At 57.7% G+C, this 13,872-nt stretch carries 12 protein-coding genes; 5 read left to right on the top strand and 7 right to left on the bottom strand.

Features of this window, described 5'->3' with window-relative positions:
* Nucleotides 1-109: 109 nt before the first annotated feature.
* Both amrB and HBUT_RS07420 read right to left on the bottom strand, forming a co-directional pair.
* Nucleotides 110-1,015, bottom strand: coding sequence for an AmmeMemoRadiSam system protein B (gene amrB / locus HBUT_RS07425; protein WP_011822563.1), 906 nt, complete (start codon nt 1,013-1,015; stop codon nt 110-112).
* Nucleotides 1,016-1,229: 214 nt separating this feature from the next.
* Entirely contained in the window at nt 1,230-2,591 is a 1,362-nt protein-coding gene (locus tag HBUT_RS07420; protein ID WP_011822562.1) for a nucleotide sugar dehydrogenase, read from the bottom strand.
* Between the two features lie 119 nt (nt 2,592-2,710).
* Between HBUT_RS07420 and HBUT_RS07415 the strand changes: the two genes are divergently transcribed.
* The 5 genes from HBUT_RS07415 (at nt 2,711) to HBUT_RS07395 (ending at nt 8,805) form a co-directional block, all read left to right on the top strand.
* Nucleotides 2,711-3,685: a glycosyltransferase gene (locus HBUT_RS07415; protein WP_011822561.1), complete on the top strand. Its 975-nt coding sequence runs from the start codon at nt 2,711-2,713 to the stop codon at nt 3,683-3,685.
* Nucleotides 3,686-3,755: 70 nt separating this feature from the next.
* Nucleotides 3,756-5,147: a BMP family lipoprotein gene (locus HBUT_RS07410; RefSeq protein WP_011822560.1), complete on the top strand. Its 1,392-nt coding sequence runs from the start codon at nt 3,756-3,758 to the stop codon at nt 5,145-5,147.
* A 136-nt stretch (nt 5,148-5,283) separates the two neighbouring features.
* Nucleotides 5,284-6,780, top strand: coding sequence for an ABC transporter ATP-binding protein (locus HBUT_RS07405; RefSeq protein ID WP_048061559.1), 1,497 nt, complete (start codon nt 5,284-5,286; stop codon nt 6,778-6,780).
* Nucleotides 6,781-6,817: 37 nt separating this feature from the next.
* Nucleotides 6,818-7,915, top strand: coding sequence for an ABC transporter permease (locus HBUT_RS07400; RefSeq protein WP_011822558.1), 1,098 nt, complete (start codon nt 6,818-6,820; stop codon nt 7,913-7,915).
* A 2-nt stretch (nt 7,916-7,917) separates the two neighbouring features.
* Complete coding sequence (locus tag HBUT_RS07395; RefSeq protein WP_011822557.1) at nt 7,918-8,805, top strand: ABC transporter permease; 888 nt, start codon at nt 7,918-7,920, stop codon at nt 8,803-8,805.
* An 87-nt stretch (nt 8,806-8,892) separates the two neighbouring features.
* Here the strand turns inward: HBUT_RS07395 and HBUT_RS10075 are convergent, their stop codons facing one another.
* From HBUT_RS10075 to HBUT_RS07370, 5 genes are all read right to left on the bottom strand, one after another.
* Nucleotides 8,893-9,612 carry an acyltransferase gene (locus HBUT_RS10075; RefSeq protein WP_011822556.1) on the bottom strand — a complete coding sequence of 240 codons (720 nt, stop codon included), beginning with the start codon at nt 9,610-9,612 and terminating at the stop codon, nt 8,893-8,895.
* 24 nt (nt 9,613-9,636) lie between these two features.
* A complete protein-coding gene (locus tag HBUT_RS07385; protein WP_228546809.1) occupies nt 9,637-10,662 on the bottom strand; it encodes a Gfo/Idh/MocA family protein in 1,026 nt (341 codons plus the stop codon).
* 6 nt (nt 10,663-10,668) lie between these two features.
* Nucleotides 10,669-11,787, bottom strand: a complete 1,119-nt coding sequence (locus tag HBUT_RS07380; protein WP_011822554.1) for a DegT/DnrJ/EryC1/StrS family aminotransferase — start codon at nt 11,785-11,787, stop codon at nt 10,669-10,671.
* A gap of 269 nt (nt 11,788-12,056) precedes the next feature.
* Complete coding sequence (locus tag HBUT_RS07375) at nt 12,057-12,842, bottom strand: DUF72 domain-containing protein (RefSeq protein ID WP_052287772.1); 786 nt, start codon at nt 12,840-12,842, stop codon at nt 12,057-12,059.
* Nucleotides 12,843-13,156: 314 nt separating this feature from the next.
* Nucleotides 13,157-13,852, bottom strand: coding sequence for an ABC transporter ATP-binding protein (locus HBUT_RS07370; RefSeq protein WP_011822552.1), 696 nt, complete (start codon nt 13,850-13,852; stop codon nt 13,157-13,159).
* Between the last annotated feature and the right edge of the window lie 20 nt (nt 13,853-13,872).

Genomic DNA, 13,872 nt, shown 5'->3' with positions numbered 1-13,872 from the left:
CAAGTATTCGTACGCCACAGATGTTTTGTGGAGTGTGTCACAGGCTAGTAGAGCAGGGTTTATAGCTAGGGTTTAAGCTGGAACATTATGGCTAGAGGATTTGTCTCGCTTATAAGTGGAAGAGTATTGCAGCATACCCGACGACGGCTGCCTCGTCGCCGGTTACGTCGGCAGAGTTATAGTACTTTAGCAGCTTCGCTCTAGCCCCCTCAAGTTTCGCATACTCTATGAGGGTTGCTATGGCTCCGTAGCCGCAAACCGTGGCGCCGTACCGGTATATGGTTTCAAGGAAGCCCTTGGTGTCCAACCGCAGTATATGCTCTATAATTGCCATGTCCAGCTTTGCCACGTTCTCCCTAACGTTCTCGGTGAAGAGTACATAGTCGTACATGTAGCCGTGGTGGGTGAAGTCGGAGGAGGCTATTACGAGTATCCTCCGGCCTAGCTCCTCTGCAGCTCTCTTCACGGCTTCCGCCATTTCCCGGGCCATCCTCTCACTGGGCTCCTTCACTACTATGGGCACTAGCTTGAAGTTGTTGCCGTAGATGTACTGTAGGAAGGGTAGCTCAACCTCGATGCTGTGCTCCCTCATGTGTGCTAGGTAGTCGTCCTCTAGGCGCGGGTAGAGCTTCTTAAGCAGCTCTATAAACTCTATATCGGTCTCCACCGTGCCCAGCGGTGTAGCCCAAGCCTTATACCTCGTGGTTGTAGTGTAGACGCCGCCGTAGCCTGTATGGTTGGTTCCCATTACGACTACAGTGTCCACCTCTGGGGCGTTCTCGGCGAGTTCCAGGTAGAGGTGGGCTGCGCAGGGTCCAGAATAGCTGTAGCCAGCATGCGGAACCACACCGCCAACCGGTGTATAGCGCGGCCTGGCATTTCTATCCGGGAGCCTGCCGGGCCCAAACCGCTTGTCGAGAAGGCATGCCTCAATGGTCCTCAGAAGCTCGCCTCGGTTGAGGGGGTAGAAGCCCCATATGCCTGCCTGTGGCTCTCTAACCTCTAGCTGCGCCAAGGGGACGCTGCACCCCAGGGAATGTTATGGAGTGCGAGCCCCTACATAGGCTTGCCCGTGGCTCTAACGGTAGCAGGGTGTCTGGCGACCGAGCCACTTCGCGGAGGTAATATCTCCCTATTCCCTGGCCTTGTCTGTGCTTCTCGCCGGCCTATACGGGGCTTGTGCTAGCACTAACTCCTGGGCTAGGATGATGCTGCTGAGGCTGCTAGGCCTAGCTGTGGGGGGCTCCAAGCCTTAGCAGTACCACACCCGGCCCCGGCCTAGCGCCGCTCAGAAGGTTCCTCGTGTCAACCACTACTAGCTCCTTACCTGGGTTGAGCAGCTTTGTCACGAGCTCCTTGCTGTGGTAGGCTGTATGGTTGACAGCTATTACAACAGCATCGGCCCAGCCTACTAGCTCGAGGGGGTCCACAGTGCTCTGGAAGACTCCGTAGACTGTCTTAACACTCTCTACCAGGGGGTCGTGAACCCTAACAACTGCGCCCCGCTCCACTAGCTCTTCGATGATTCTTATTGAAGGGGATTCCCTGGCGTCGTTGACATCGGGCTTGTAGGCAAGGCCTAGAACTGCTACCCGGGCCCCCCTAATCCTCTTGCCTAGCTTTGCAAGGCCCTCCTCGACGAGGTTGACAACATGTACTGGCATGTAGTTGTTGATAGAGGCTGCCACCTCTACGAGGCGTAGGACTGCGCCGTGGCGCCAGGCGCTGTAGCGGAGGTAGAATGGGTCTACGGGGATGCAGTGGCCGCCAACACCGGGCCCGGGGTAGAATGCCATGAAGCCGAATGGTTTTGTCTTCGCTGCCTCTATGACCTCCCAGACATTTATCCCCATCTTCTCGAAGGCTACTGCAAGCTCGTTCACAAGTGCTATGTTTATGTAGCGGAACATGTTCTCGAGCATCTTGGTGGCCTCAGCCGTCTTACAATCCTTCACCTTTACGACATACTTGAACGCTTTTGAGTAGAACTCTGCCACTATATCGGTTATCTCAGGTGTGATGCCGCCGACTACCTTGGGTATATCCTCTAGCTTATACCTGGTATCGCCGGGATTGATCCTCTCCGGGGAGTAGGCTACACCAAAGTCCCTCACGACGCGTAGGCCGCTCTCCTCCTCAAGTATCGGCGCCAGCACCTCCCTCGTCGTGCCGGGGTACGTGGAACTCTCCAATACCACTACCTGGCCGCGGCGGAGCACCCTGCCAACACTCCTAGCAGCGCTCCTCACATAGCTCAAGTCTGGTAGGCCGTTGCAGCGGAGCGGTGTAGGCACCGTTACGAGTATGAAGTCTGCTTCGTGGAGCGGCTCCGGGCTCGTGTAGGCTTCGAGTAGGCCCTCCTTGACGACCCTGGCTACCTCGTGGTCGGGAATGTAGTTTATGTAGGAGCGCCCCCTACGTATTGCCTCAACCCTTCCCTGGTCGATATCGTAGCCTATGACGCGGAACCCCTTGGAGGCGTAGAGGAGGGAGAGCGGGAGCCCCACGTAGCCGAGGCCTACAACGCCTACCACTACACGGTTTTCCCGTAGCTTCTCCCTAAGCTCGTCTAGCCAGCTGCCGGGCTGCAAGACCCCCTACCGGCCCCCAGCCTCAAGGCTACGAGGCCTAGGCGAGGTTTATCTGGGGAGCGGCCAGCCACCGGGAAGCCCATGGACCCGCGTAGCCAGCCACGAGAGGAGCAAGGGCCTTGGCTGTTGTCGCGGTGACAGCTGCTAGGGGCGGCCACTCGGGCCGCGCGCTAGCCCTAGCCGAGGAGCTGGTACGGCATGGCGTTGAGGTTGTAGCGGTTATTGCTGAGGGCGACGAGTGGACACGGGCCAGGTTCCAGGGCCACCGTGTTGTCGAGGTGCCTCTGCTACGTACTCCCACAGACTCCCGGCTCGCCGCCGCACTTAGGGCCCCAAGGGCTCTCATGGTTTCGCTCCGCCGGCTCCCCAAGGGGCTCTGTGCCCTCGTGAGCCTAGGCTCGAACCTCAGCATAGCCCCGGCTGTGACTGCAAAGCTGAGGGGTGCACGGCTATACGTTGTGGAGGATATTGTTCGGTTTGTGGCTCCCAGCGCTACCGCCCGGCTACTAGCACCTATCGCTGATCGCGTTGTATTGCAGTGGGAGGAGCAGAGGAAGCTACACTCACAAGGCGTGGTCTACGGCCCCTTCTACCCAAGACCACGCTACCCGCCCCGGGATGGGGGCTACGTGCTCATAGCAACTGGTACTCTCGGCTACCCAGGCCTCGTAGAGGCTGCTGCGAGACTCCCCTACGACCATGTCGTGGTGCAGACTGGTAGGCTTGTAGACCCCGAAAAGCTCCCCCGAAGGCCGGGCCTTACAGTCTTCCGCTTCGACCCTGACTTCCACCGCTGGCTCGCCGGTGCCAGGGTTGTTGTTACGCATCTCGGCCACACGGCTGTTGAGGCGGCTCTCACCTACGGGAAGCCAGTCGTCATAGTCTACAATCCCATGCTTGGGAGGACGGCTGGGCTCAAACCAGGGGACGCCGAGGCATTCGCCATGAAGCTCAACGCGATCCTCATAGAGGGCGAGCCTACGGTGGAAGAGCTAGCCAGGGCCATAGAGGAGGCTGGGAAGCGTAGGCCGCCACAATATCCCAACGGCGCTGAAAAGCTGGCAGAAGAGCTTGCAGGGCTTTGCCAGGGCTAGCTGCTCACAACTTTAAAGCCGGTCCCTGCAACTAGCCTACGTGGATAAGCCGGGCCGGAGGGTGAGCAAAGTGAACAAAACCATCCTCGTTGCTTCAATTGTAATTATAATTATCGTTGCCGGCGTAGCAGTCTACTTCGCCACAAGGCCCGAAGAAGAGAAGACTGTGACCCCCACCGAGCAGACGACAACCACACAGACAACGGAACACCACGCCGTAGAGCACGCCACAGAGTCTACCACGATGCAGCATGCCGAGGAGATGCCTGCCGAGGAGGCATCCCAGCAGCTGCCTGCTAGAGAGCTCGGTGGCCGCAACAAGATCTGCGTAGTCTACGACATTGGTGGCCGTGGAGACCTAAGCTTCAACGACATGGCATACCTGGGCGCCAGCAAGGCTGCTAAGGACTTTGGCCTCGATCTGGTGGAGGTTCAGAGTACCAGCGAGTCAGACTACCTGCCAAACCTTAGAACGCTAGCTAGGAGCGGCAAGTGTGCCGTAATAGTAGCTGTGGGCTTCCTAATGACCGACGCTGTCAAGCAGGTTGCGGACGAGCATCCAGACCAGCTATTCGCCATAATCGACGGCTACATTGAGGGTAAGCCTAACGTGCTAAGCGTGCTATTCAAGGAGCACGAGGGTAGCGCGCTCGCCGGAGCCCTGGCAGGCATGCTAGCCCACTACTATGGCTGCAAGGCCGTAGGCGTAGTGCTAGGCATGGAGATCCCTGTGCTGTACAAGTTCGAGGCAGGTTACTACTGGGGTATAAGGTACGGCGAGAAGATCTATGAGCAGCACACCGGCCAGCAGGTCGAGCCACTAAAGATATTCTTCACATACACCGGCACCTTCAACGACCCAGCTAAGGGCAAGCAGGCCACTGAGGCCCAGCTGGCACAGGGCGCCTGCATAGTCTACAACGTTGCTGGCGCGACCGGCCTAGGCATATTCGAGGCCGTAGAGGAGGCTGCCAAGAGAGAGGGCAAGGACATGGGCCCACCATTCGCCATCGGCGTCGACGCGGACCAGGACTGGATCAAGCCCGGATTCATAATCGCTAGCATGATGAAGCGCGTCGATGTCGGCGTCTACACTGCTGTAAAGAGGGCGCTAGACTACTACAACGGCAAGGTGGACCAATACGGTGGAGTCCTAGAGCTAGGCCTAGCCGAGGGTGGCGTTGCACTCAGCAAGCTCGAGGACCTCGAGACATTCCTAAACATGGCGGTCGAAGCCGGCACAATAAAGCCCGAACAGAAGCAGGAGATCTACGAGAAGGTTAAGGCGATGAGGGAGCAGATACCAGACTGGATATGGGAGGAGGCCTACAAGCTCGGCGATACACTGAAGACCAACAAGGATATTGAGGTATATGGACTCAAGTTCAGCGATATCGAGAAGATGATACCACTCGACAGCAAGGAGATAAAGGAGATTAGAGACAAGCTAAAGGTAGGCTAGCGTTCACTCTCACGATTAAACATCCCGGACCGAGTCCCCTTTTTCCCTCTAGCCCCTCTCCTCCCTTCTAACCGAGACGACTCAAAGGGGACGTGGCTGCCCCTTGCCGTCAGTCAATCGCAGCCCGCTGGTATCCATGAGGGACATAGTGAAAATATATCCGGATGGCACGGTTGCCCTTCGAGGCGTCAGTATAGACGTTTACCCCGGCGAGATCCTTGGACTCCTAGGCGAGAATGGTGCCGGGAAAACAACGCTCATGAAGATTCTGGCAGGCTTTCTCAAGCCAACCCGTGGCGAGATATACCTCCGTGGACGCCGCGTGGTTTTCCACTCTGCAGCCGATGCTCTACGCAACGGTATAGGCATGGTGCACCAACACCTCGCCCTCGTACCCGTATTCACGGCCTACGAGAACATAGTGCTAGGGCTTGGGGGCCAGGAGCTGAGCAACGCGCGCGAGCACATCGAGAAACTTATGGAGGAGACTGGGCTCCGCGTCCGGCTCGACGTTCCCGTCGAGCAGCTATCCTTCGGCGAGAGGCAGAGGATAGAGATACTCAGGATGCTCTACCGCCGCGTGGACGTGCTGATACTCGACGAGCCAACGACAAACCTTACACCAATCGAGACTAGGATCCTCTTCCAGGCCCTGAAGAGGCTCCGCGACTCGGGGAAATCGGTCGTATTCATTACGCATAAACTGAGGGAGGTTCTCGAAATAGCTGACCGCATAGTCGTCATGAGGAGGGGACGTGTCGTCGGGGAGGTTCCGAGGGAGAAGGCTGAGCCAAAGATGCTTGCAAGGATGATGGTTGGCCGCGAGGTCTTCCTGCGAATCGAGAAGCCTCCATCGAAGCTGGGGGATGTTGTGTTACGTGTCGAGGATCTATGGGTTAGGGGTGATACCGGCTCCTGGGCCGTGAAGGGTGTAAGCTTTGAGGTACGGGCTGGGGAGATATTCGGCATAGCTGGCGTTGAGGGCAACGGCCAGTCAGAGCTTGTACAGGCACTCACCGGGCTCCGGAGAGTCGAAAAGGGCAGGATAATACTCCTGGGTAGAGATGTAACCAACATGGAGCCATCGGAGCTCTACAAGCTCGGCCTGGCCCACATACCCGAGGACAGGCAAGCTATGGGGCTAATACTCGACATGTCAGTGGCTGAGAACAGTGTTCTAGGCATGCATCGATGGCCCAGGTTTACCCGGAGACTAGGCGTTATAAGCTGGAAAGCAGTGACAGAGCACGCCAAGAAGATTATAGAGGAGTATGATGTTGTCGCGCCTGGTTTCCGGAGTCCAGTACGCTACCTTAGCGGCGGCAACCAGCAGAAGCTACTGGTCGGCCGCGAGCTATCTAAGCAGCCGAAACTTGTTATCGCTGCGCAGCCCACGCGGGGCCTGGATGTCGCAGCTACAGAGTATATCCGGAGGCTGCTGGTGAAGCTGCGCAGCATGGGCCATGCAGTGCTTCTAGTGTCAGCCGACACTGACGAGGTGCTACAGCTTAGCGACCGCGTAGCAGTAATGTACGCTGGAAGGTTTACAGCGATAGCTCGGCCCGAGGAGCTTACCGAGGAGAAGCTTGGCCTTCTAATGGGCGGTATGGAGGTGGTGAAGGCTGGCCAGTGACAAGCTGGCTAGCCTCGCCCGGTTCAAGCCTAGCTCCATGCCGGAGTGGCTGCGGCGTGGCCTGCTAAGGTTTGGCGAGAGCGTGCTATCGCTAGTAATAGGCTTGCTTGTTGGAGCTATAGTGGTGTATGTGAGTGGCTACGACCCGGTGGAGGCGTATCGCAGCCTCTTCGAGATGAGCTTCCTTGACATCTATGGTTTGAGTACGAGCCTCAGCGCTGCAGCTCCAATAATGCTTACCGGCATAACCTTCGCGGTCGGCGTTCGGGCAGGCCTCTTCAACATTGGCGCAGAAGGCCAGCTCTACATAGGCGCCCTTGGCGCAGTCCTCGTAGCCTGGATAGCCCGTAACTGGGTTCCAGCACTCGACTCGCCCCTCGGCACAGTTGCCGCGTACGCTCTGGGCGTCATTCTAGCTGTCGGCCTAGCATTGATTGCAGCATTACTCAAGGTTAAGAGGGGTGTACACGAGGTAGTATCAACAATCATGCTTAACTGGATAGCATTCTGGGTTGTAGAGTACTTTAGGGTGTACATTGTCTACAACCCAGAGGATCCATCAAAGACTGTTAGCGTACCCGAGCAGGCGAGGCTACCCCTACTCATGGCGCACTCCGAACTCTCACTAGCAATAATAGTATCCATCGCCTTTACGCTGCTGACCTACTTCCTCCTATGGCACACCGTTGAAGGCTATGAGCTGCGTGCAGCAGGCCTCAACCCGCTAGCAGCAAGGTATGCTGGCATAAAGCCTGAGAAAGCAGTAATACTCTCCTTCCTCATAGGCGGCATCGCCGCCGGGCTTGCTGGTGCCGGCGAGGTGCTAGGAAAACCGCCGAACTACTCGATAACGACAGGGCTCAGCAACCTCTACGGGCTAGGATTCGACGGCATCACCGTAGCATTGATAGGAGCAAACCACCCCATAGGCATAATATTCGCAGCATTCTTTGTTGGCGGGCTTAAGGCTGGCGCTAGGTACATGCAGATATTCGCTGGCATCCCACTCGAGATGGTTAGAATCGTGGAGGGCGTGATAATCATAGCCCTTGCAATACCCGGGGTGTTCCATATGCTCTCGGAGTACCTGCGCCGTAGGAAGGAGCTGAGAGAGCTACAGGCCAGGGGTGAGTAACCGTGGAGACTCTTACACTCTTCATCCTAGGCGTCCTAAATGCTATGACGCCAATACTCCTCACGGCTCTAGGCGAGATACTCGCTGAACGCGCTGGAGTAGTAAACATAGGACTCGAAGGCATAATAATGATTGGAGCCCTGGTAGCCGTAATGGCTGGCGAAGCAGCGCACAGCCCGTGGATCGGCCTAGCGGCAGGCACAGGCGTCGGCGCGGCGATAGGCCTTCTACACGCTATCCTCACAGCATACCTCAAGGGCGACCACATAATCCCGGGGGTGGGCATCAACACTCTAGCCCTCGGCCTGGTACCCTTCACGCTGATAGTCTACTGGCACAGCGCTGGCCACTATCAAGTGCCAAGCTATGCAAGGGTACCCCACATGGCTGGCCTCAGCCCGATAACACTTTTCGCGATAGTATTGTCCCCGCTGCTCTGGTACCTACTATTCAAGACCCCAACCGGGCTGAAGATACGCAGCGTGGGCGAAAACCCGGAAGCAGCGGACACGGTGGGTGTCAGGGTTGAGAGAACGCAGGCTCTAGCAGTAATAGCTGGCGCCTCTCTAGCAGGACTTGCAGGCGCCTACATGAGCCTCGACTGGCTCTCAACAGTGACGAAGGAGATAGCGGCTGGTAGGGGCTTCATAGCCCTGGCACTAGTAGTGTTTAGCAACTGGAACCCCCTACGCGCCCTCGGTGGAGCGGCTCTCTTCGGGTTCTTCGACACTCTCCGTGAGTGGGTCAAAACGATGCCTGCCGTGAAGGCTGTTGTCCCCGATACGCTGCTAAACACGATACCATACATAGTCACGCTGGCAGCAGTAGCAGGAGTGCTAGGGAAGGTCAAGCCACCAAGACATGTAGGCATACCCTACAAGAGGGAGTAACCCATCTCCACACTTAGACATTGATTTCCTTGCCGAACGTCTTTTCATATAGTTGGGATTCCGTCCGGGCCGCTCCGGGCATGGATTCTATGCTCCTTCCCAGCGGCGTTTCTTCTCCTCGTATTCGTCGCGGCTTGCTATGGGTCTCGCTGGCACTCCGGCTACAACCGTGCCTGGCGGCACATCTCTCGTCACGACGCTTCCAGCTGCCACGACGGCGTTGCGGCCTATCCGGACACCTGGTAGTATCACCGCGTTAGCCCCTATTACTGCGCCGTCCTCTACTATTGCTCCCTGCAGCCTCCTCGACGGAGGGTACTTGTCGTTGGTGAAAACTGCCCGAGGACCTATGAACACGTTGTTTCCGATAACTGTCTCCGGTGGTATGTAGACGCCTGTCTCTATCCGGACGTTTCTCCCTATCCTCACACGGCCATCGATAACCGTAGCGGTTCCGACAGCGGTCCCATCACCTATAACCGTGTCCTCCCTTATGATGACATGGTGGCCGGTCTGCACTCTGTCACCTATAACGACCCTCTCGTAGATAACAGTGCCAGCCCTCAAATGGCAACTCCTCCCAATCCTGGCACCGCTACTAGCAACATCTAGCAGCTCTAGCCCCCGGAGCCCACGTTCCTCCCCGAGGAGGCGGCGCAGGCTGGCCCTTGACGGGTAGCCTACGATCACGCTAGGGTCGATAATCGTGTCCTCGCCGACTAGTGTAGGGCCAAGAATTACTGCACCGAAAGAGACAAGGCTTGAGAGAATCCTGGCCGAGCTGGAGACGTAGCCATACACAACCATGCCCAGGGATCCCCCACAGTAGGGTTATGCAAGCTTATCGGTGTAGGCTTTGAGGCGGCGCAGCCCCTCCTCGACGAGGTCCTGGTAGTGGCTGTAGAGCTTATTGTCCCTTGCATCGATGTCGCGGCGCTGGAGCCTCGACTCCAGCGCCAGCTCGCAGACGTAGAGCGCTAGGAAGCCCTGGTAGCCGTCCACGTCAGGCTCCTCGCCGCTGGCAAACCTGGACACCACAGCCAGGTCTTCGAGGTAGAGCGGCTCCTCCCTCCTTATCACTACTGTTGCCTCCTCGTGGCCGCGGTGTATCCGGAGCACTTGCTCCATGTAGTCCAGGTATGCTACCGCTGCCCGTGTTGTTAGGTAGAGCATTCTCTGCTTGAACGGCGTTATCCTGTTAACCTCTATGCTCGCGAAGCCCTCGCCGTATCCTAGTATTATGAGCGCGTAGTCGGTGAGCCTGGATACTAGACCCCCGAGGGTGTAGGAGCGCACAGTCTCGGGGAGCCCCCTGTAGACTACCAGGGCGTTGTCCACCTCGTGTACTCCGAGGTCGTAGACTACGTCGGTGTTCTGTGCCCGTGGAGCGAAGGGGCCAACGCGGCGCGCTACGATAGTTAGTATGTCGCCTAGCTCTCTCCGCGCGACCCTCTCGTGGAGAGCCCTCACAGCAGGGTTGAAGCGCTCTATGTGGCCAACAGCGAGCCAGACACCATGCTCCCGCGCAAGTGTAAGCATCTCTACTGCCTCGCTAAGGCTTGAAGCCATGGGCTTCTCCACGAGAACTGCCCGGGTCTTGCCGAGCAGCTCACGGAACACGGCCAGATGGGTCTCGGTGGGGGTGGATACTATTGCCAGGTCAACCTCGCCCATTCCCCTAACGCTCTGGACGGGTTTACCACCATACCTTGCCGCTACCCGGCGCGCCCTCTCCGGGTCAACATCCACCACGTATGCCAGCTCTACTAGGCCGGGATGCTCATCGGCGATACGGGCCAAAACCCTGGCGTGAGCTGTACCCATGTATCCTGCTCCGACAACTGCAACCCGTAGCACCAAGGCCTAGCTCCTCCCTAGCTCAGCTATAGTGCGGGCAATCATTTCGGCCTGCTCCCGCGACACATGGGGGTGCACGGGGAGGCTGAGAACCTCCCTGGCAGCCCTCCTAGCCTCCGGGCAGCCCCTCGGGCAGCCTATGCCGAGGCTCTGGTATAGCGGCTGATCCGGTATGATCCTGGGGTAGTGGACTGCCGTACCTATACCCCTCTCCCTCAACAGCTTGGCTAGCTCATCCCGGGTGTAGGGGTAGCTGCTAGTAACCCGTATCACGTACTGGTGGTACACGTGGCGAGCCCAAGGCTTCTCTATAGGCGGCACGATACCCTTCACGCGGCTGAGAATCCTCGTCATAACTTCAGCGTTTTCGCGGCGACGACTATTGAGCTGGGGGAGTCTGCGGAGCTGAACCCTCCCAATAGCAGCCGCTATATTCGTCATCCGGAGATTGTAGCCAAGCTCCACGTGTAGGTACTTCTCGGCCTGCCCGTGGTCCCGGAGCATCCTAATCCTCTCAGCCACCCTCCGGTCATTAGTAGTAACCATGCCGCCCTCCCCCGTCGTCATGTTCTTCGTGGCATAGAAGCTGAAGGCCGCTGCGTCGCCGAGCGAGCCAACAATCCTTCCACGATACTCGGCTCCGTGGGCCTGCGCTGCATCCTCAATGAGTATTAGCTTGTGATCTTCGGCTATCTTCCTGAAAGCCTTCATGTCCGCAGGGTGGCCGTAGAGATGCACAACTATTATTGCCCGTGTTCTGGGCGTTATCAGCTCGAGCACCTTGTCCGGATCTAGGTTGTAGGTCTCTGGGTCTATATCGGCGAAGACTGGTCTGGCGCCCTGGTAGAGAATGGCGTTCGCGGTAGCTATGAAGCTGAAAGGCGTCGTTATGACTTCGTCGCCCTCGCGGATACGGTAAGCCTTGAGTATGAGGTCCAGCGCAGCAGTGCCATTAGCCACTGCTACAGCGTAATCCACACCGACAAACTCGGCGAACTCCCTCTCGAAGGCCTCGACCTCAGGCCCGTGAGCGAGGATGCCGGACTCGAGAACCCTACGGACAGCCTCAAACTCCTCCTCGCCGAGAAGCGGCCTAGCGACTGGGATAAAGCTGGTAGAGCCCAAACGGGAAGCCCCTAGCTACAGCTACAATCCTCTACACCACAGTATATAAACACTTGTTAGGCTCCAGCATGTCAATAACATGCAAGGCAGCCGCCTAGCTGAGCCAGCAGGGTTATAGTGATAACCATTCCCGGCCTATAGCTTTAGAGGACTACTTTAGCCGACCAGGTATTCTCGGCTGTTCCAGCCGGAGCTTCTAGGGCCATTATTGAGAAGCTGAGAGGAACAATGAAACCCTCCACAAGGAGGAGATCCTGCTTATATACAGCCTAGCACACGTTCAAGCCCTTCTGCCTTGCCACCTCTCGGAACCTTGCAGCGTCCTGGCCCATGTAGACGTTGTTAAACATCACGTATACCTTCTCTAGGCCGTACTCGTCTATGAGCTTCGCGATTGTCTCTGCTAGTTTCTCGTGGTCCTGGTCTGTGTAGCGGTACCGGTAGTTCACCTCGCCACCGCCTATGCCGTGGAGCCGGAAGTATGTCTCCCTCTGCCAGTCACAGATTATCGGCTGGCGGCGGAACGGGTCAACAATGTGTACCACGCGGGCGCTACAGAGTATCCTCTTGAGCTCCTCGGGGTGCTCGTGCCAGTCTCCACGCGGCTCCCAGCCAACCTTGAAGCCCCTGGCCTCCCCAACTGCCCAGGAGAGGAACTCCTCTATGCGCTGTGCGTTCTCAGGGCTGTAGCCCAGGCTCGGGGGCGTCTGGAGCACGATGTACTCCGCCCCTAGGGCCTCTGCAGTCTCTAGTGTTACCCTCCACGCCCACCTGTTCTCCTCCGTGGGGCGGAGGAGGCCATAGTTATCCAGGTTTCCGGGGAGGCTACGCTTTATCCTCCGCCACGTCGGGCTCCTCCTACTATGCGTCACGGCCTGCCAAGCCTTCACGTGGAATACGAAGCCCTCCGGCGCCTCCTCCCTCCATCTCCTAAGGGTATCAACGCTAGGCGGATCGTAGAAGGTCTGCTGCACCTCAACGCTACGGTATGTCTGGAAATACCTTGCCCGGGCGAAGGGGAACCCGCAACAGCCAACAACCACCCTACAAACCATCCCGAAGCCGCCCATGACCTATTTAGCGATGAACACTGTGAATAGTCTGGCGGCTCATCCACCCCCCTTCTAGCTGCAAGGCATGCTAGTGGGAGCCGATAGATTCTGGTGTTACAACATAGCTAGATGCCCAAGTGAGGAATCTCAGACGGGGGTTGCGGGATAGGTGGCTGCTACCGTGGGAGTAGCTCTGTATGTAGCGCCGCCAGCACTTCATGAGGAGAAACACGCGGCGCACACTGTGCCACCAGCTAGCACAGTTGCAACAACATCTCCAGGCTTACTAGCCGCAGGCTAACCCCCTCCGTGGTGGATTATCTGGTGGCAGGGACAGTTTTTCTTGTTCCACATTGTGCGGTGGGAGTGAGGATGCCACTGGATAATGTGTAGTCGTGGACTGCTCGATAGTCCCGGAGGAGGTCCTTAGCGGTTATGATCACGGCGTTACCCTCTCTGGCATGGCTCCTCAGTGCTTCGAGGACCTGCTCTTCGGCCTCCTGGTCGAGGTTCGAGAAGGGTTCGTCAGCTATTATCAGCCGGGGCTTCTTTGCTAGCGCTCGTGCTATGGCTACGCGTTGTCTCTGCCCACCAGTGAGCTGGCCTGGCTTGCGCTCCTCAAGGCCTATGAGGCGTATTGCCTCTCTCACCCTCGCGGCGCGCTCGCTCCGGGGTATGCCCATGAGGCGCAGGGGCAGCTCCACGTTCTCCCATACTGTGAGGTGCTCTACGAGGGTGTAGAACTGGTCTACGTAGCCTATGTATCTGAGGCGAAGCTTGGCCCGTGTAGAGTCGCCTAGGCTCTCCATCCTCCTTCCAAGCAGTATGACCGTGCCCTGGTCGGGTACGTCGAGGAGCACAGCTATCCTCGCGAGGGTGGTTTTCTCCATACCGCTCCTTCCGCGCACAACTATAAGCCAGCCAGCGCGGGCCTCGAGGCTCACGCCGCGGAGCACAGCTGTGCCTGCGATACGTTTCCACACATTGTCCAGCACTAGTATGGGCTCGGTCAAGGAACATCAGCCCTCTGAGG

The sequence above is a fragment of the Hyperthermus butylicus DSM 5456 genome, from assembly GCF_000015145.1.
Taxonomy (GTDB): Archaea; Thermoproteota; Thermoprotei_A; order Sulfolobales; family Pyrodictiaceae; genus Hyperthermus; species Hyperthermus butylicus.
The sequence above is the reverse complement of the archived record's forward strand: the minus strand, read 5'-3'. Positions and strand labels throughout refer to the sequence as shown.

Coding starts and splice junctions, on each gene's coding strand:
- HBUT_RS07405 (WP_048061559.1), top strand. CDS start 5,284: ATGAGGGACATAGTGAAAATATATCCGGATGGCACGGTTGCCCTTCGA.
- HBUT_RS07400 (WP_011822558.1), top strand. CDS start 6,818: ATGCCGGAGTGGCTGCGGCGTGGCCTGCTAAGGTTTGGCGAGAGCGTG.
- HBUT_RS10075 (WP_011822556.1), bottom strand. CDS start 9,612: ATGGTTGTGTATGGCTACGTCTCCAGCTCGGCCAGGATTCTCTCAAGC.
- HBUT_RS07375 (WP_052287772.1), bottom strand. CDS start 12,842: ATGGTTTGTAGGGTGGTTGTTGGCTGTTGCGGGTTCCCCTTCGCCCGG.